This is a genomic window from Desulfoluna spongiiphila, from assembly GCF_900101345.1.
GTDB classification, from domain to species: Bacteria; Desulfobacterota; Desulfobacteria; order Desulfobacterales; family Desulfolunaceae; genus Desulfoluna; species Desulfoluna spongiiphila.
Genome location: NZ_FMUX01000001.1, coordinates 530,338 through 548,014 on the forward strand (window position 1 = coordinate 530,338; position 17,677 = coordinate 548,014).

Genomic DNA, 17,677 nt, shown 5'->3' on the forward strand with positions numbered 1-17,677 from the left:
TATGATACAACGCTTATTTATTTTTTTATCTTACATACTGACCTGGACCCGGCTGTAAGGAGGAATTCATGGATGTAGTAATGCTCTCCCGTCTGCAGTTCGCCGCTGCGACAATGTTCCATTTTCTTTTTGTCCCATTGACCCTCGGGCTCTCCGTTCTGGTGGCCATCATGGAGACCCGCTACGCGAAAACAGGCGATGAGACCTGGCTTCGCATGACCAAGTTTTTTGGAAAGCTCTTTCTCATCAACGTGGCCCTAGGGGTGGTCACCGGCATCACCCTGGAGTTCCAGTTCGGCACCAACTGGTCCCGCTACTCCGAGTATGTGGGGGATATCTTCGGCTCCCTGCTCGCCATTGAAGCAACCGCCGCCTTTTTCCTGGAATCCACCTTCATCGGCATCTGGATCTTCGGCTGGAAAAAACTCTCCGCCAAGGCCCACGCCACCGTCATGTGGCTGGTGGCCATTGCCGGCTCCCTCTCTTCGGTGTGGATCCTCATCGCCAACGCCTGGATGCAGCACCCCGTGGGGTACACCATCCGAAACGGCCGCGCCGAACTCACCGACTTCATGGCGGTCATCACCCAGAAATACGCCTTCCTGGAGATCTCCCACACCCTGTCGGCCGCTTACATGTACAGCGCCTTCGTGGTCATGGGCATCAGCGCCTGGCACCTGCTGAAAAAACAGAACGTGGAGCTCTTCACCCGGGCCTTTCGCCTCGCCCTGATATTCGGGGTGTTCTCAGCCATCGTGGTGGCCGTCTCCGGCGACATGCACGGGGTCAACGTCACCAACACCCAGCCCGCCAAACTGGCTGCCATGGAGTCCCACTGGGAGACCACCACCCGGGCCCCCTCCTTCATCCTGGCCATCCCCGATGAAAAAAACGAGCGTAACCTCATTGAGTTCGGCCGCATCCCCGGCCTGCTCAGCTTCCTCGGCAAACACGACTTCAATGCCGAAATCATCGGTCTCAACGATATCCCCAAAGACGAAAGACCCCCGGTGCTCATCACCTCCCTGGCCTTCCGGACCATGGTGGGAAGCGCCACCCTCCTGATCTTTTTGACCATCTGGGCCTTTGTCAAGCGCAACAGGCTCCTTGAGAGCCGTAAGCTCCTGACGGCCATGGTCCTTGCCATCCCCCTGCCCCTGCTCACCATTGAGGCAGGCTGGGTCCTCACCGAGGTGGGGCGGCAGCCCTGGATTGTCTACGGCCTCATGAAAACCTCCCAGGCAGCCTCCCCGGTGGCCTCGTCCCAGGTCCTGGGAAGCCTCATCGGTTTTGTGGTGGTTTACAGCCTCCTGGGCTTTGTGGGCTTCTGGCTCATGATCAAGCATGCCAAGACCGGTCCCGCACCTGCCTCGGACACAGCAGCAGCATAGGCTAAGATCGCAACCCAAGCAGCACACATCTTCTGAATTGAATTAGGGAGGACATATACATGGTTTTGCAGTCAACGTGGTTTTTTCTCTGGGGTCTCCTCTGGGCCATCTTTTTCATCACCGACGGATTCGACTTCGGGGTGGGCACCCTCTACCCCTTCCTCGGCAAGAGCGAAACGGACAAACGCACCATGGTGGCCGCCATCGGCCCCCTCTGGGACGGCAACGAGGTGTGGCTCCTCACCGCAGGGGGCGTCACCTTTGCCGCTTTCCCCACGGTATACGCCGTGATGTTTTCCTCCCTGTACACGCCCCTGATGCTGATCCTGTTTGCCCTGATCATCCGCGGCGTCTCCTTTGAATTCCGGGATCAGATCGTCAGCCCGATCTGGACCCGTGTCTGGGACACCACCATCTTCATCGGCAGCTTTGTGCCCGCCCTGCTCTTCGGGGTGGCCTTTGCCAACATCTTCAAGGGGATTCCCTTCAACGCCGAGGGCGTCTACGAGGGGAACCTCATGACCCTTTTAAATCCCTACGGCCTGGCAGGCGGCGTCCTCTTCGTGCTCCTCTTCACCCTGCACGGGGCCCTGTGGCTCTGCATCCGTACCGAAGGGGATCTCCAGCAGCGGACCATCCGCACCGCCCGTATTCTCTGGCCGGTGCTCCTCGTGGCCGCCGTCACCTTCCTGGGTGCCAGCTGGTTCGCAACGGACCTTTACGGCAACTACCTCGCCCAGCCCGCGCTCTTTGTCATCATCGCCATCACCGTGGCAGCCCTTGTGGCCATCCGGTTCTTCATCGCCAAAGAGGCCTGGTTCAAGGCGTGGTTCGCCTCCTGCACCACCATCTTCGGCGCCACCTTCTACGGCATTGTCGGGCTCTTTCCCAACCTCTTTCCCTCCAGCCTGGATGCGGCCAACAGCCTCACGGCCTTCAACGCCTCCTCCAGCCCCCTGACCCTTAAGATCATGCTGGGTGTTGTGCTCATCTTTATCCCCCTGGTCATCGCGTACCAGATCTGGGCCTACAGCATCTTCAGCCACAAGGTGTCGGAAGAGGATTTTTACGCACACTGATGCCCAAAGGCCCCGCCCCTCGGGACGGGGCCCGGCCGCCAGCGGCCCTCCCCTTCAAAACAGCCATCAAAAAAGCCCTGCACGCGTGCAGGGCTTTTTTGGTTGCAGGGGCCTTTCCCTGTGCTATGACCCTGGGTGCGACACGATGTATCCGCCTTACAGGAGCGCCACGTTCCAGCCACCCCTGACCTTTAGGAGAGACCATGGACGCCTTGCCAGACCGATTCACCGCCATCCGGGCAGCCCTTCAATCCACCATCTGCACGGTGCAGGGGGTCAAGACCATTGAAGAGGCCCTGCTCACCCTGGCCCGCCACCCCGAGGTGCTGCGCCTTGCCCCCGAAGCCGAGACCTGGCGGGATCACCTCACGGCCGCCCGGGACCAGGGCGACATGGAAGAGCAGGAGTACGCCCTGCTGGAGCTCTACCGCACCCTCCACACCGCCGGGGCGGGATACACCGAGGACGAAAAACAGCAACTGGAAGAACAAAAGGGACTCCACGGCCTCTCCGGCGGCCTCATGCCCCTTCTCATGGCAAAGGAACTCATCACCCCTGAAACCCGCATGGCCGACCTCGGCGCCGGAAACGGCCTGCAGGGACTTCTCCTGCACTGCCTGGCCCCCCACCGGCACACCCTGCAGGTGGAACTCTCCCGGGGCCACCTGGACGCAGGGCGCCTCTTCCAAAGGGCCCTGGGCATCCCCGACCACCGCATCACCTGGCTCCACGGGGACCTCTTCGCCGCGGATCTCTCCCTGGTCTCCCTCGTCTACCTCTACCGCCCGGTGAGGCCCTCGGCGGCCACCCTCCCCCTCTACCGAAAACTGGCCGCCACCCTAAAGGACATCGGCCACCCCATCCACCTCGTCAGCGTGGCAGACTGCCTGACACCCCACCTTGATCCCCCCATGCAATCCCTGTACGACGACGGCTTCCTCACCATCTCGGCAGCGGGCTGATAAGCCTGACTAACGAAATGAATCAATTGTTGATTTTTTCACCTGAACGGCGTTTAATGTATGAAATACGATTCGCCCCCTCCCCTCCCACCAGGGCGTCGCATCTCCGCCGGAGCATCTCCCCTGCCCACGACGTACCGTGCACACGCAACACGGACGCGTCCGGCTCCAACGGTCACTGCCCATGCCGGCCTTCCCGGAAAGAGATGTCCCCACCTTTCCACCGTGTGCACCCCACCAACCCAAAACCAGGAGAATGAAGCCATGCGCAGATGGTCCGTTATTCCTTTTTTGGTCGTCGTGCTTTTGCTCCCCTTTCTTTTCGGGGGCTGCGACGAGGACATCAAGTATTACCAGTGGAACCTTGTGCAGCTTGAATCCGAAGGCGATGTCGAGTATGTGTGCGGGAACGGGTCCCCTTACAAATTCTTTGTCAACCCGTCCCTGACCAGCAACAATGTGCTTATTTATTACGAAGGCGGCGGTGCCTGCTGGGACTACCCCAGCTGTTCCGGCCAGAGCGGTATCAGGGGAGCGGCCAACCCCAACGGCATCCCCGATGAGTACATGGACGGGTTCTCCATCCCCGCCATCATGTCTCCGTTCATCTTCCGGGCTCACCCCTGGGAGCGGGTGGACACCCAGGGCTGGACCATTATCTTTGTGCCCTACTGCACCGGGGACATCTTCATCGGTAACAACACCGCCACCTACGAGTCCGAGGACTCAGACGAAAGCCTTGAGTGGCACCACAACGGGTACAACAACACCCAGGGGATCCTCAACTGGATGACCAACGGCCCCTTCAAGGATCATTTTGACTCCATTCCCAAACTCATGGTCACCGGATGCAGCGCCGGAGGCGCCGGCTCCATCCTCAATTACCACTTCATCCGCAAGGGACTCGGCAGCCGCGTGGGCGAGGCCATCCTCCTCAACGATTCCGGCCCCATCTACTCCACGGCGGAAGACTCTCCCCAGTTTTCCCTGCCCCTGCACACCAAAATCAGGAGCGCCTGGAACGTGGACAGCGTCATTGACATCCTGGGCCAGGACATCCCCGGGGATTTCGACGCCGATGACTACGGCAGCTTAAGCACGGCGCTGTCTCGTCAGTACCCCGACGACAAGCTGGCCCATACCCAGTTCACCATGGACGGCAACTATTCGGGATACTCCTACGAGCGGTTCTACAACTACCCGCCCAAGGAAGAGATCCACGCCATGTGGGCCGCGGACCAGGGTTATCTCATGGGCATGTACGACGACCTCTACGCCGAAAACGGCAACATCGGCTACTTTGTGCCCTACTACCGGCCCTTCAACGACAGCCACTGCTCCTGCATCCTCTCCTTTGACGACACCGGCATCACCGGAACGGGGATGGACGTAGGGGACTACGCCGACCTCCTCATCAACGGCGGCACCGGCATGAACGGTATGCAGCTCTATGAAGAGCCCAGCGAGGAAGAGCTCAACAGGCCCTATCCCCTCTGGAACCTCCTTGACCTCCTCATGGGCGCCCTCTAACCCCCCTTAACCGTCACACCACACGCCGAAGGAGCATGAGCTCCTTCGGCCCTCACCCATTGGCCTGCTTCTCGTCGATCCGCTTAAGGGCCGCAGCCTGCCGATCCGGAATGGCATCCAGCCGCTTTTTAAACTGCTCCAGAAGAAACTGGTGCTTCGCCAGGTCCCGCTCCCCCATCTCCCCTTCGTGCTCCTTTAAGATCCACTCCAGCATGGCGATGCTATCCCGGGTCAACAGGGCCTGCTCATCATAGTAGCTGTGGACCTCGTCCACGGATGCAATGTTGGCGCTGATCCGCCCGAACAGCTCGTTTCGGGACTTTTTCTCCTCTTCCCGCTGCCACCTTTCCTCCTCGGTTTCGGGCGGAAGGGCCAGGTTCCCGGGAAGGCTTGCCCGCATGCGGTCCATGTCCGGGACAAAGGGCGGGCGCTTTTCGGCCCCTTCGGGCACGGGCTGCCGGGAACCGTCAACGCTGTGGGAGGCCTGCCCATGCTCCGGTGCCGGCATCCTCTCTTCTGCAACCACGGGGTCTTCCGCACCCTGGGGAGCGCCCCCTTTGTCCATGGTCATCCGAGCCCCCAGGGTAAGAAGAACCCCCGCAACCAACCCCACTGCCACCCAGCCGATTCGCGCCATGTTGCCTCCTGTCTCTGTGATCCGGTTCGTTCCCCTTCTGCCCATGGGCCAAGTGACCGCCGCCACGACAATGTTGGCCGCCACGGCACCGCCGATACCCAACGCCAGGGTCCAGAAAAAAAAACGCCTGGGCATCAGGTAAAAGGAGACATCCAAAGGGGTGTTGAGCCAGAGATGATTGGAAAAAAGAAGCGGGTGAAACAGGTCCCGCCAAAAGGTGGTAAAAAACGGAAAGATCCCTGTAAGCAAGGGAAACAGGGCAAGGTTGACCAGGGCGCTGCCCTTGAGCAGGGAAGGCGTCGCTGCAAAGGCAAGGCACACAAGGGATACGGCCGCAACGACGGCGGCCAGATCGAGCCGGTCCCGGGCCTCTGCCAGGTGCTGCCGCTCCTTGGCCGTCCAGGCCGGGTGGGCCAGCTCCCCGCCGTGGGAAAGAAACGCGGTAAGCTGCCGGATAAGGACATCGGGCGGCCCCGCCTTCAGCTGCCCGCAGCGCCCGTGGATGCCGCAGGAGGCATCATACCAGACCGGCGTGTAGACAACCGCCGCCAGCGGAAGCCAGAAGGTAAGATAAAACAGAGAGACACCGGTAAGCAAAGCCCGAACATGCGTCATACCCGTCCTTTCGCCCAGTTAAACTTCCGGTATCATAGCTCCTTCCGGCCGATTTGTCGAGGCCGCATCACGGGGCTTTTTTCCAGAATCGCTTCACCAGCAGAGGAATCGTCCCCACGGCACACAGCAGGAGAAGCCCGCCCACAAAGGGAGCGGTGATCCGCCCCTGAAGAAGGTCCAAAAGGGAGCTGGAGAAAAGGATAAAGGCAAGGGTGGCGGGAAACATGCAGACAAAAGTGGCCGCCACATAATGGGAGAGGCGCACCCGGGTAAGCCCGAAGGCGTAGTTGAGGAGAAAAAAGGGAAACACCGGCACCAGGCGGGTAAAAGCCACGGCCTTCCACCCCTCCTCGGCCACCTTCCGGTCCAGGCGCTCCAAACCGGTTCCCGCCACCTTTCCGCGCACCCAGTCCCCTGCAAGATACCGGGAGACGAGAAAGGCCAGGGTCGCACCACCCGTGGCCCCCACCATGGTGCAGGCCAGCCCCAGGGCCGGTCCGAAGAGAAGGCCCGCGGCAAGGGTCAGGGGACTCGCCGGGAGAAGCAGGCAGGGGGCGATGCAGTAAAGGGCCACAAAAATAATCGGGGCGGCAAGGCCGTAGCCCTCCACCCACTGCCTCACCGCGTCGGGGGACAGGGAGTCGGTAAATCCGGAAAGTTTGAGTCCTGCGGCTGCACCGATCAAAGCCAGCAGGATCAGGACCTTGAGCCACAGGCGCCTCTTTGGGGTACCATCCCCCATGGGAATATGACGTTCACGGGTCACCGCAGGCTCCGAGAGCTTTTTCACCCGCCCCTTGAGCCGCAATCGGTTGAGATAGGTCACAGGGCTTTTCGTGGCCCCGGGCAGCTCCCCTCCGTCGTTGAAGTAGAGATCAAGGATATGGTGGACCCGGACGGATCCGCCCAAGCGCGAAGCACACCCCGAACAGTAGGTGAACATGGGATCCGTGTCCTGCCCTTTTCGGATACGCGTACGCCAGGACTCTGCATACCCTGGACAGACCGCTCCCACGGCGCCGCCTTCACCGCAGCACAGGGTCCTGCGACCGCTGCGTGCCGACTCAACCAGGACAGCGCCACTCCGAAGGGCCAGCGCCCGGGAGGCCCCCTGGATCCCCTCTTCAAAACGCACCGCACAGGGATCATGCATCCTGTGGGCCCCGGTAACGGGGGAAGGGGCAAGATCCGGGTCGTCGGCCATGAGCTCATAGACGCTTCGGGTCTCAAGTCCCGTGCCGTACTGGTGAAACACCTTGAAGCAGTTGGGGCAGGCCACCACCACGCGGCGCACCCCATGGTCCAGGAGCCAGCGATGCAGCTCTCCGAAAGCGGCGTCAAAGGCCCCCTGCCGCCCCAGGTCATGGGAGGGCTTGGTGCAGCAGTCCAGAACCAGACCCGCTTGGGGAATCGTCTCCCTCAGGTACTGCCAGACGCGAAAGGTCTTGTCAGAGCGCGTTCCGGAAAGGCCGCACCCCGGGAAAAAAACCGTGTCGCACCCTTCCGGGAGATGGCTCCAGGTGAACCTTCGCGATACCCCCCGGGCTTCGTAGGCAAGGAGGCGGGTGTAGGGCGAAAGATCTGCCTTGCCGCCACCGACGGCCTCCTGCCGTAAGGCGAGAAAAAAGGACGCGGGATCCTCCCCTTCCGGGCAGACCGCCGTGCAGAGCCCGCACAGAGAGCAGAGAAACGCAAGGCGAAGAGCCTCCTCCGGCCGGGTCTCTAAAAGCTCCCGAATCTGCAGGGGGCTTCCGTGCTCTTTCAAAAAGGCGCACCCGGACAGGCACTTGCCGCAGCCGGTGCACCGGGGAAGAAGGGTCTGAGAAGGGGCTGAAAAGAATCGCAGGCTTCCTGTTTTCACGAGAATGGTCTCTCCTGTCATGGTGATGTGAACTCGGGCGTAAAGGGCAGAATGATGTGGCCACCCCCCGATGTCAAAATGATAATATCAATGGTATCGGTGCCAGCCATTGAGAAAAGCTTCTTCTACGACCAAGGGCTCAGAAAAACACAAAAGCAATGCCTCCGGCGGCGAGGTGTGCCACCTCGAAAGCAGGTTGCGAATGCGCTTTCCCCTTCGTTCCTCAGGGAAAATCACATTCGCTATTGATTCACACTAAACCGAATCTGTCTATTAAACCCGTCGTTATAAGATCAGGCAAAAGTTTGGCCCCCGGCAGGGCCGCCGGAGGCATCTTTAACTTGGCTGCCTCCGGCGGGTCGCTTTTTGAAAAAAGCGCCGCAAAAACTTTTCGGTTGCCTGCGCTTTTTTGCTCAGCCCCGGGGGGCTGAGCCATAAAAGCGCAGGCATACACACGAAGCAAAATCAATCGAAATACGATCACATTTGAGTGGGTTAAAATCGCACTCAATACCTGTTTGTCAAACTTTTCAAAAGTTTGGCTCCCGGCAGGGCCGCCGGAGGCCAAATCTAAATGCGTTGGCCCTGCCCCCACCCCTTGTTTCTGCTTTTCCCCGTTGCCCCGGCGTGCTATCAAAATCGGTATGATGCGACTCTTTCTCCAGCAGGCCTATACCGAGGCCGGACACGGCGGAAACGGGGCCGGGGTGGTGGTTTTCGCCGAGGGCATGGACGAGGCCACCATGCAGGCCGTGGCCCGTGACGTGGGGCTTTCGGAGACCGCCTTTGTCACCGGCCTCTCCGAAGGCGCACCCACCATCCGCTATTTTACCCCGGTGGCGGAGGTGGATCTCTGTGGCCACGCCACCGTGGCGGCATGGACCGTCATGGCCCACCTGGGCCTTGTGCAGCCGGGGCGCCATCGCCAGGGCCTCCGGGAAGGGGACATTGGCGTGACCCTTGATGACTCCGGGATGGTGTGGATGGAGCAGAAGGCCCCTGCCTTCGGCCCGATTCTGGATCCGGTCCGGGTGGCCCCCATCCTGGGCCTGTCTGTACGGGACCTCACCGCAACGGGCCTGCCGGTGCAACCCGTCTCCACAGGCCTCATGGACATCATGGTCCCTTTGCCCTCCCGGGACCTCCTTGAAGCGGTCACCCCGGACTTTGACGCCATGGCCGCCTTCAACAACGCCACAGACACCGTGGGGTTTCACCTCTTCTGCTTGGAGCCGCGGGATCCCTCCCATACCGCCTGCTGCCGGAACTTTGCCCCGAGATACGGCATCGATGAAGAATCTGCCACCGGAAGCGCCAGCGGGGCTTTGGCGGCCTGCCTGTGGGTGAACGGCCACCGGCGACAGCGCTATGTGTTCGAACAGGGCCACGCCATGGGAAGCCCGTCCCGCATGGATGTGATCCTTATAGGCGGCAACGGGGTGCCCACCGGAGTCACCGTGGGCGGGTACGGAGGCACTCCCGTGGAAAAAAACCGTCTTCTGCCGCCCTCGAGCTGATCCCCGAGTCCGGGCAAAGGGCCTTCACATTTTTATTGGCGTGATCACAACCATTTGATATAGCTTGAGCAGGATTATTGATATCTGATACACCAGACAGGAGATCACAATGCACCCCCTTTTTGACCCCATGACGATCAACGGCATGACCCTTTCCAACCGCTTTGTCCGGTCCGCCACCTGGGAAGGGATGGCCGGCCCCGACGGATGCGTCACCCAAAGACTCATCGACTGCATGGCCGCCCTGGCCGACGGCGGTGTGGGCCTGATCATCACGGGCCATGCCTTTGTGGAGCTCGAAGGCAAGGCAGGCCCTTTACAGCTCGGCATCCACGACGACGCCTTCCTGCCCGGGCTCACCAAGATGGTGGAAGCGGTTCACGCCCGGGGCGGGCACATCGTGGCCCAGCTGGCCCATGCCGGCAGGCGCGCCAACACCCAGGAGTCGGGTCAGCCCCCCCGCATCATCTCCATCACCGGCTCCGAAGAGCCCCCGGTAAAAGAGATGGGCCCCTGCGATTTCAAGGTGGTGGTCACCGCCTTTGCCGAGGCGGCCCTCAGGGCCAAGGCAGCCGGCTTCGACGGGGTACAGATCCACAGCGCCCACGGCTACCTCCTCAGCCAGTCCCTCTCGCCCCTTGAAAACCGTCGCAGCGACTGGTACGGCGGCTCCGTGGAGCACCGCATGCGCCTTCTCCTGGAGGTCACCACCGCCATCCGCGACGCCGTGGGCCCCGATTACCCCGTCCTCATCAAGCTCAACAGCGCCGATCACGTGAAGGGCGGCTTTACCCTGGACGAAGCCTGTGCCGTGGCCGTTCGCCTGGCCCACGAGGGCATCGACGCCATCGAGGTGAGCGGCGGCACCCCGGAAAGCGGAGAGCTGTCCCCCATACGACCCCGCATCGACGCCCCTGAAAAGGAAGCCTACTTCCGTGACGCCGGCAAAGCCATCAAGGAGTCGGTCCATGTGCCCGTGATGCTCGTGGGCGGCATCCGATCCTTTGAGACCGCCGACACCCTCCACAAAGAGGGCCGGGCCGACCTCATCAGCCTCTCGCGTCCCCTCATCCGGGAACCCAACCTCATCGCCCGATGGGAACAGGGAGATACCGCCCCTGCCACCTGCAACTCCTGCTGCCGGTGCTTTGTCCCCGCACGCCGGGGCGACGGCATCCGCTGCATGGCAAGGAAAAAAGGATAAATACAGGCCTCCGGCGGCCCTGCCGGGGGCCAAACCTTTGAAAAGTTTGATAAACAGGTTTAAAAACCAGATTCAGTTTAATCTGAATCAATGGCGAATGTGATTTTCCCTGAGGAATGAAGGGGAAAACGCATTCGCAACGTGCTTTCAAGGTGGCTCACCTTGCCGCCGGAGGCATAGCTTTTGCGTTGCGCCCGCTGCGCATCGGGCTTAACCCGACTTGGAGGGTTTCCACGTGTCATCGTCGGCATCCAGCTCCTGCCGCACGGCTGTGAGCAGGGTGTGCATCTCCACGGGTTTCATCAAAAACGTTCGAACACCGATGGTTTCAGCTGCCTGGCGGGCCATGCGGTCGTTGTAGCCGGTGCAGAGGATCACCGGGATGCCGGGGGTCATGGCCTTGATCTCCCGGGTCAGGGCCATGCCCGTCATGCCCGGCATGGTCATGTCGCTCACCACGATATCGTAGTTTCCGACACTGGACCGGTAGTGGGACAGGGCCTTTTTGCTCTCGGTAAACACCGTGACCCGGTATCCGGCCCGCCGCAGCATTCGCTTCAACAAAAAGGCGAGTTCCTCGTCATCGTCCACCACCAGAACCGTCTCGCGTCCCCTGGGAAGTGCCCCGGTCGTCACCGGCTCAGGCACCACCTCCTCCCCTTCCACCTCGGGAAACCACAGGGTAAAGGTGCTGCCCATCCCGGGCTCGCTCTCCACGGTGATGGTGCCCCCGCACTCCCGGACAATCCCGTGGACGACAGAGAGCCCCAGGCCGGTGCCCTTGCCCTCCCCTTTGGTCGTAAAATAGGGGTCAAAGATCCTGTCGCGGCTGGCGGCATCCATGCCCACCCCCGTGTCCCGCACCCGGAGTCTCAGGCAGGCCCCCACCGGGTCCCCCGGAAACGACGTCTCCCCCTCGTCCATGGCCACCGCTTCCAGGGCCACCTCAAGGGTCCCGCCGCCCTGCCCCTCCATGGCGTGGTAGGCGTTGGTCCCCAGGTTCATGATGACCTGGTGCACATGGGTGGGATCCCCGAAGATCATGCGGCCCTTGGCATGGAGTGTCTCTCGGATCAGGATGGTACTGGGCAGGGTGGATCGAAGCAGGGTCATGGCTTCCTCTACCACGGCCTGGGCATGGACCGGCTGCAGCTCGGACTGATGGCGCCTCGAAAGGGTCAAAATCCTGCGAACCAGGTCCCGTGCCCGCTGGGACGCCTTGAGGATCCCTGTCATGTTCTCCGCCTCCCGGCTCTCCGCCGGCAGGGAGAGCTGGGTCATCTCCGCGTACCCGATGATGGGGGAAAGAATGTTGTTGAAATCGTGGGCGATGCCCCCCGCAAGGGTCCCTAAGGCCTCCATCTTCTGGGAGTGCCGGAGCTGCGCCCTGAGCTGCTCCTTCTCCTCTTCGGCCTGAAAAAGGCGGGAGATGTCGATAAAGCTGTCCACAATGCCCAGAAACCGCCCGTTTTTGTCCGTAAGCGGGTTCACGGCCACCATGCAGGGGATGCCCTCGCGACTCGCCGTGGAAAAAAGGCTCTCGCTGCGTTTGGGGACAATTCCGGAGAGGGCCTGGGTCAGGGGGCAGTCCTCGGTGCGGCACATGTCGCTGCGAATCACCTCGTAGCAGTGCTTGCCCACCATCAGGGAGGCATCCACCCCGAAAAGTTCGCTGAAGGTGCTGTTCATCCGCAGCAGGCGAAACCGCCTGTCGATGATCAGCATGGGGATAGAGGCGTTGAACACCTGGGTCAGCTCAAGGTTGGCGCGGGCCACCCGCTGGCGTGCCCCTTCCAGCTCTGCGGCCTGGGCCCGAAGGGACTCTTCCGCCCTGCGGCCCACCCGGGTGGCCCGGTCCACCGCGTGCCGAAGGCTCCGGTTCCAGATAAAAAAACCACCGAGGACGGCCATCAGAAGCGACACCATCAAAACGATGGCATAGGCCCGGAAAGCAGGATCCCTGTAGACGGGGCGGGTTTTCAGATAGAGCCACTTCTTGAAGATCTCCCGCTTCTCCTCCGGCGAGATCAGCGTCAGGCCGCGGTTCATAATCTCCACCAGCATGGGCTGAGCCCTTGAGATGCCCATGCAGATCTCGTAGCTGTAGTGGGTGTACCCCGAGCTCTGGAGCCGGTTCAGCCCGTGCCTCTCCATAAGGTAGGCGATGGAGGCCACATCGGCCACCATGCCGTCGGCCTCCCGGCGGTCGACCCTGTTGAGACCGTCCAGGGTAAAATCCACGGGGACCAGTTCAATGCCCGGGTACTTTTTGGACAGGATCTCATAATCCGCGCTCCCCCTCAACACACACACCCGCTTGCCCACCATGTCCTCAAGGCTCAGGACTCCCGGCGTTTCAGGGCCCGTCACAATGGTGGTGGGCACCTGGAAATAGGTGCGTGTAAAGTGAAGGCGCACCTCCCGCTCAGGGAGCCGTGCCATGGTGGGGATCACATCCACCTCCCCCCGGTACCCGGCCTGGAGGATGTCGGCCCAGGTGTCGTAATGCGCCCGTTTGAACTTAAAGCCCAGTTTTTTCTCGATAAGAGAGATGTATTCAGGGGTGATGCCTTGCACCAGCCCCTCGTCGCTGAAAAAAGAGGCCGGTGGCCAGTCCGGCTCAAAGGCCAGGGAGAGTTTCCCTTTGCGGGCATCGAGCCATTTGCGCTGCGCGGCGGTGAGGGGATCCGACGCCGAAGGGGCCGCAGCGAAGGCCGAAAGGGAAAAAAGAAGGCAAAGCACGCCCGGAACAAGGCACAGGTAACAAAGGGCATACCAGCGTGCAGCCCCCACACATGGTGACCACTGCCGGCGCATCGTTGATGATGAGAAATTGATCATTCACATTTCCCCTGCGTGTTTCGTAAAAGCACCGCAAGCCCCCCATGGGTCGGGCGGGGCTCACGCACCCATCTGTGGCGCGATCCCAAAGCCCATGGAGCGATGGGCAATCCCAATGTATTTCAGGCTGATACGAAACAACGAGAGGCGGCCCACATGATGCAACCGTGTGAAATGTTTCCCCCGAACCCTGACGTCCCCACCAAGCCTTTCCTTACAGTACTTTTCGTCACAGTTGACAAAACCTTTATTCTCAGGTGACGAAAAAACCACCTTTCCCGTACCACTAAAGGATGTCGCGAATAGGGCCACAGCTCAAATGCCGTGCATGGCAAGGTCTTGAGCCGCCACCATATGTTTTATAAAATCGCCCCGTCGCGATGCCCTCACCGCGATTCGCCGGGCACGGGTTGGAGAAGCGTTCGCCGGGCGCCTTCCACCAGCTGCCGGGAAAAGCGTTCCAAAAGCGCGGACTTCACATTCCAGGCATGCCAGTACAAGGGAACCAGAATCTCCATGCCCGGGGCCACATCCGTGAGCGCCCCCGTGGCAAGCAGGGGCGATGCCTGCTGCATGGGCACAAGGCCGTAGCCCATCCCCTGCACAATGGTGATCACAACGCTTGCTGAGGATGGGATGAAATGCCGGGGAAAGGCCCCGGGGGGATCCGTAAGCCAGGTCCTCAAAAACCGCTCATGGAGTTCATCCTTCCGGTTGAAAAGCACTGCAGGGGCCCGTACCGCAGACTCGGCCCCGAACCCGCCGGAAAACCAGCGTTCTGCAAAGGCAGGGGAGGCCACCATGCGGTAGGCCATGGCGCCCAGGTACGCCACCCTGCACCCCTGTACGGGCTCCGGGCTGGAGGTGATACACCCCACCGTCTCCCCGCTCTTCAGAAACCGCAGGGTCTCGTCCTGATCATCCACGCAGAAATCAAGGAGGAGCCGCTCTTCCCGGAGAAACGCCGCCAAGCCGGGAAGAAGCCAGGTCTCCAGGCTGTCGGCGTTGACCCCCACGGCCAGGGTGTGGAACCCCTCATCCGCGGAAGGGGCAAGGGTCCCGGCCAGGTCTGTTTCCAGGTGGGCCACCTTGAAGTAGTGGGCCAGAAAGATCTCCCCGGCCCGTGTGGGGGACGGAGGAGCCGTCCGGCTCAAGAGCACCTGGCCTGCCTGCTCCTCCAGCAATTTCACCCGCTGGGACACGGCGGACTGGGAGATGTTGAGCACCCTGGCCGCCTTCTCAAAGCCCCCTTCCAGCACCACCCGGGCCATGGCCTCTATCAGTTTGTAATCGTGCATGGAATCCTCCGAGTTCCTTAAGGACCACCTGCCCTCCCGGCCCACAGCGGTGGATCGAGGCCTCCGAGGCATTAAATTTACTTATGATGTATATATATAATTAATTTTACTTTTACAATCGGATCCCACTACATAGTGGTGACGCCATGGGGGCGGGCGCCGCCCACCCTGTGGCGCACCGACATCTTTGCCTGCAGCTTTCAGGCTGCACTGACTTTCATACACGACGGACACGACACCATGCTCTTTCCATTTTTAAAAGGCTTCGGCACCAGCGCGGGGCTCATCATCGCCATCGGCGCCCAGAATGCCTTTGTACTCAGCCAGGGGGTCAGGCGAAACCACCACCTGGTCATCCCCCTCATCTGCAGTTTCTTTGACGCCCTTTTGATCACCGTGGGAATCCTCGGAGTGGGCACGGCCGTGGCCTCCCACCCCCTGCTCACACGAATCGCCGCCTGGGGAGGCGCCGCCTTTCTCTTCTGGTACGGAGCCTGTGCTTTTCGATCAGCCCTTCGGGGGGGAAACCTGGAAACGGAGGACGCGGGGCGCACCCCCCTTAAAACGGCGATACTGGCCACCCTGGCCGTCACCCTGCTCAACCCCCACGTCTATCTGGACACCCTGGTCCTCATGGGAGGAATCAGCGGCCAGTACCCCCTGGAGCAGCGCCCCTGGTTCGGCCTGGGAGCGGCCACGGCCTCCTTTGCCTGGTTCTTTCTCCTGAGCCTGGGCGGAAACCTGCTGGCCCCTTTCTTCAAAAAACAGGCGGCCTGGCGCATTCTGGACTCCCTGGTGGGCCTTATCATGTGGGGCATCGCATTTTCCCTGCTCATCAATATGGCCTAACGCCCCGTCAAGATTGACATCCACGGTGAGATCGTTCAAGGTACACCTATCGGACACCGCTCAACCCAACGGCACCGCCGGCCGACTGCCCTCGGCCGGTGCCACCCGGGCGGTGCCCCAGGCAACACCGTATTAACCCCAGTCATACGTGGAGTCTGTCTCATGGGTCAACACAGGAAGTCACGGTCCGACTCGCTGTTCGATGTCACCCGCATCAACTTTCTCAGCGTCCTGGACCAGCTTGACGAAGGCATTATCATCACCGATCATCAAGGGGTCATCGTTTACTACAACGACACCCAGGCCCAGATCGACGGGACCACCCCCGAGGAAATCATCGGCAAGCATGTCACCGAGGTCTACGAGCTTTCCGACGAAACCAGCATGATTGCCAAGTGCATGGAAAAAAAGCGTGCCATCCGGAACCGCACCTTTTTTTACCGCACCCGAAAAGGCAAGGTAGCCCACACCATTCACTCCATCTTCCCCCTCCTTGAAGGCACCCGGGTCACCGGGGCCATCTGCTTTGTCAAAGACTACAACATCCTCCAGAAAAGCACCCCCATGATCGCCGTGCCCAGTTTCAACAAAAACCAGGGAAACGGCACCCGCTACACCTTCGGTGACATCATCGGAGACAGCTACGACCTCCAGCGGGCCATGGTCACCGCCCGGGAGGCGGCCTCCTCGTCCTCGCCCATCATGCTCATCGGTGAAACCGGCACGGGCAAAGAGCTCTTTGCCCAGTCCATCCACAACCACAGCGCCCGAAAAAACAAAGCCTACACCGCCCTCAACTGCGCGGCCATTCCCGAAAACCTTCTGGAAGGGGTCCTCTTCGGCACCGTCAAGGGAGCCTTCACCGGGGCCCTGGACAAACCGGGCCTTCTGGAGATGGGCAACGGGGGCACCCTTTTTCTCGACGAACTCCTGGCCATGCCCACCACCCTGCAGGCCAAGCTCTTAAGGGTCCTGCAGGAGAAAAAGTTCCGGCGCATCGGCTCCCACAAAGAGGTGGAGGTGGAGCTCAAGGTGATCAGCGCCATGAACGGCTCCCCAAGGGAGGCCGTAAAAAACGGCCAGCTTCGCACCGACCTCTTCTATCGCCTCGGTGTGGTCATCGTGCAGATCCCCCCCCTTCGTAACCGGCTCGATGACCTGGAGAACCTCATCAGCCATTTCATCCTCACCCTCAACCACGCCTTCGGCACCCACGTAAAAGGAGTCTCCCCCAGGGTCTTAGACCTCTTTAAAGGGTACCGCTGGCCCGGCAACGTCCGGGAGCTGGAGCACCTCATTGAAGGGGCCATGAACAGCGCGGGCCAGAACAAAATCATCGGCCTCCGGCACTTCACCTCCGCCTTTGAGACCTTAAATGTCCTGGGAAACGACGAGGGCGCCTGGGAATCGACGAATGCGGGATCCTTTCACCGGCTCACGCCGGCCGCCTTACCCCTCTCCACCACCAGCAATTTATCGGAATCCCAGAAAGCAACCGAGCGGCAGACCATCGCCCACGCCCTGACCGACGCCTTCGGCAATGTCTCCAGGGCGTCGAAGATCCTGGGCATCTCCCGACAGCTCCTTCACTACAAGATGAAAAAACACAAGCTCAACCGCAAGGCCTTTTCAGACCCACCCGCCCCGTGACAGAGGCGTGCAAGCCGCCGTTTCAAAATTCAGTCAAACTGCCCTTTCCGGCAACACCTTCCGACAACACAAGTCAAGAGCGTTACCTCACCTTATCCCGGGCATATACCCCCCAGGGTAAGGTGAAAATTATTTTGCTAAATTAGAAAGTTTTTTTGACAAAACCGAAAAAGTGAAAAAATCCTTTCACCCCACCTGCCTCTTCCCCCGCCCCTTGACGCCAAACAGCGTTCAGCACCATCC

Annotated in this window: 13 protein-coding genes; 8 read left to right on the top strand and 5 right to left on the bottom strand. The window is 60.8% G+C overall.

Annotation, left to right across the window (positions count from 1 at the left end):
* Nucleotides 1-68: 68 nt before the first annotated feature.
* From BLQ12_RS02275 to BLQ12_RS02290, 4 genes are all read left to right on the top strand, one after another.
* The gene (locus BLQ12_RS02275; RefSeq protein WP_092207771.1) at nt 69-1,391 is read left to right on the top strand and encodes a cytochrome ubiquinol oxidase subunit I; all 1,323 of its coding nucleotides are present in this window, start codon (nt 69-71) and stop codon (nt 1,389-1,391) included.
* Between the two features lie 59 nt (nt 1,392-1,450).
* Nucleotides 1,451-2,470, top strand: a complete 1,020-nt coding sequence (gene cydB, locus BLQ12_RS02280; RefSeq protein ID WP_092207773.1) for a cytochrome d ubiquinol oxidase subunit II — start codon at nt 1,451-1,453, stop codon at nt 2,468-2,470.
* 203 nt (nt 2,471-2,673) lie between these two features.
* Nucleotides 2,674-3,432 (top strand): class I SAM-dependent methyltransferase, encoded by a 759-nt coding sequence (locus BLQ12_RS02285; protein ID WP_092207775.1) that lies wholly within the window; start codon nt 2,674-2,676, stop codon nt 3,430-3,432.
* Between the two features lie 264 nt (nt 3,433-3,696).
* Nucleotides 3,697-4,962 carry a pectin acetylesterase-family hydrolase gene (locus tag BLQ12_RS02290; protein ID WP_175469440.1) on the top strand — a complete coding sequence of 422 codons (1,266 nt, stop codon included), beginning with the start codon at nt 3,697-3,699 and terminating at the stop codon, nt 4,960-4,962.
* A 52-nt stretch (nt 4,963-5,014) separates the two neighbouring features.
* Here the strand turns inward: BLQ12_RS02290 and BLQ12_RS02295 are convergent, their stop codons facing one another.
* From BLQ12_RS02295 to BLQ12_RS02305, 3 genes are all read right to left on the bottom strand, one after another.
* Nucleotides 5,015-6,214, bottom strand: coding sequence for a lipoprotein intramolecular transacylase Lit (locus BLQ12_RS02295; RefSeq protein ID WP_092207779.1), 1,200 nt, complete (start codon nt 6,212-6,214; stop codon nt 5,015-5,017).
* A 67-nt stretch (nt 6,215-6,281) separates the two neighbouring features.
* Nucleotides 6,282-8,075: a VTT domain-containing protein gene (locus BLQ12_RS02300; protein WP_175469441.1), complete on the bottom strand. Its 1,794-nt coding sequence runs from the start codon at nt 8,073-8,075 to the stop codon at nt 6,282-6,284.
* 250 nt (nt 8,076-8,325) lie between these two features.
* Nucleotides 8,326-8,712, bottom strand: coding sequence for a hypothetical protein (locus BLQ12_RS02305; RefSeq protein ID WP_092207783.1), 387 nt, complete (start codon nt 8,710-8,712; stop codon nt 8,326-8,328).
* A 7-nt stretch (nt 8,713-8,719) separates the two neighbouring features.
* Here BLQ12_RS02305 and BLQ12_RS02310 point away from each other — a divergent pair, with 7 nt between their 5' ends.
* Complete coding sequence (locus BLQ12_RS02310; RefSeq protein WP_092207785.1) at nt 8,720-9,592, top strand: PhzF family phenazine biosynthesis protein; 873 nt, start codon at nt 8,720-8,722, stop codon at nt 9,590-9,592.
* A 109-nt stretch (nt 9,593-9,701) separates the two neighbouring features.
* On the top strand, nt 9,702-10,796 hold the full coding sequence (locus tag BLQ12_RS02315) for an NADH:flavin oxidoreductase (RefSeq protein ID WP_092207787.1): 1,095 nt from the start codon (nt 9,702-9,704) through the stop codon (nt 10,794-10,796).
* Between the two features lie 210 nt (nt 10,797-11,006).
* On the opposite strand, the gene BLQ12_RS02320 is transcribed toward BLQ12_RS02315, so the two are convergent.
* Entirely contained in the window at nt 11,007-13,637 is a 2,631-nt protein-coding gene (locus BLQ12_RS02320; RefSeq protein WP_092207789.1) for a response regulator, read from the bottom strand.
* Between the two features lie 386 nt (nt 13,638-14,023).
* On the bottom strand, nt 14,024-14,935 hold the full coding sequence (locus tag BLQ12_RS02325; protein ID WP_092207791.1) for a LysR family transcriptional regulator ArgP: 912 nt from the start codon (nt 14,933-14,935) through the stop codon (nt 14,024-14,026).
* 240 nt (nt 14,936-15,175) lie between these two features.
* Between BLQ12_RS02325 and BLQ12_RS02330 the strand changes: the two genes are divergently transcribed.
* Nucleotides 15,176-15,784: a LysE/ArgO family amino acid transporter gene (locus BLQ12_RS02330; protein WP_092207793.1), complete on the top strand. Its 609-nt coding sequence runs from the start codon at nt 15,176-15,178 to the stop codon at nt 15,782-15,784.
* 162 nt (nt 15,785-15,946) lie between these two features.
* Nucleotides 15,947-17,434: a sigma-54 interaction domain-containing protein gene (locus BLQ12_RS02335; RefSeq protein ID WP_092207795.1), complete on the top strand. Its 1,488-nt coding sequence runs from the start codon at nt 15,947-15,949 to the stop codon at nt 17,432-17,434.
* The last annotated feature ends 243 nt before the right edge of the window (nt 17,435-17,677 follow it).

Excerpts from the sequence above, each read along its gene's own strand:
- BLQ12_RS02275 (WP_092207771.1), top strand. The coding sequence starts at position 69 with ATGGATGTAGTAATGCTCTCCCGTCTGCAGTTCGCCGCTGCGACAATG.
- cydB (WP_092207773.1), top strand. The coding sequence starts at position 1,451 with ATGGTTTTGCAGTCAACGTGGTTTTTTCTCTGGGGTCTCCTCTGGGCC.
- BLQ12_RS02285 (WP_092207775.1), top strand. The coding sequence starts at position 2,674 with ATGGACGCCTTGCCAGACCGATTCACCGCCATCCGGGCAGCCCTTCAA.
- BLQ12_RS02290 (WP_175469440.1), top strand. The coding sequence starts at position 3,697 with ATGCGCAGATGGTCCGTTATTCCTTTTTTGGTCGTCGTGCTTTTGCTC.
- BLQ12_RS02295 (WP_092207779.1), bottom strand. The coding sequence starts at position 6,214 with ATGACGCATGTTCGGGCTTTGCTTACCGGTGTCTCTCTGTTTTATCTT.
- BLQ12_RS02310 (WP_092207785.1), top strand. The coding sequence starts at position 8,720 with ATGATGCGACTCTTTCTCCAGCAGGCCTATACCGAGGCCGGACACGGC.
- BLQ12_RS02315 (WP_092207787.1), top strand. The coding sequence starts at position 9,702 with ATGCACCCCCTTTTTGACCCCATGACGATCAACGGCATGACCCTTTCC.
- BLQ12_RS02320 (WP_092207789.1), bottom strand. The coding sequence starts at position 13,637 with ATGATCAATTTCTCATCATCAACGATGCGCCGGCAGTGGTCACCATGT.
- BLQ12_RS02325 (WP_092207791.1), bottom strand. The coding sequence starts at position 14,935 with ATGCACGATTACAAACTGATAGAGGCCATGGCCCGGGTGGTGCTGGAA.
- BLQ12_RS02330 (WP_092207793.1), top strand. The coding sequence starts at position 15,176 with ATGCTCTTTCCATTTTTAAAAGGCTTCGGCACCAGCGCGGGGCTCATC.
- BLQ12_RS02335 (WP_092207795.1), top strand. The coding sequence starts at position 15,947 with ATGGGTCAACACAGGAAGTCACGGTCCGACTCGCTGTTCGATGTCACC.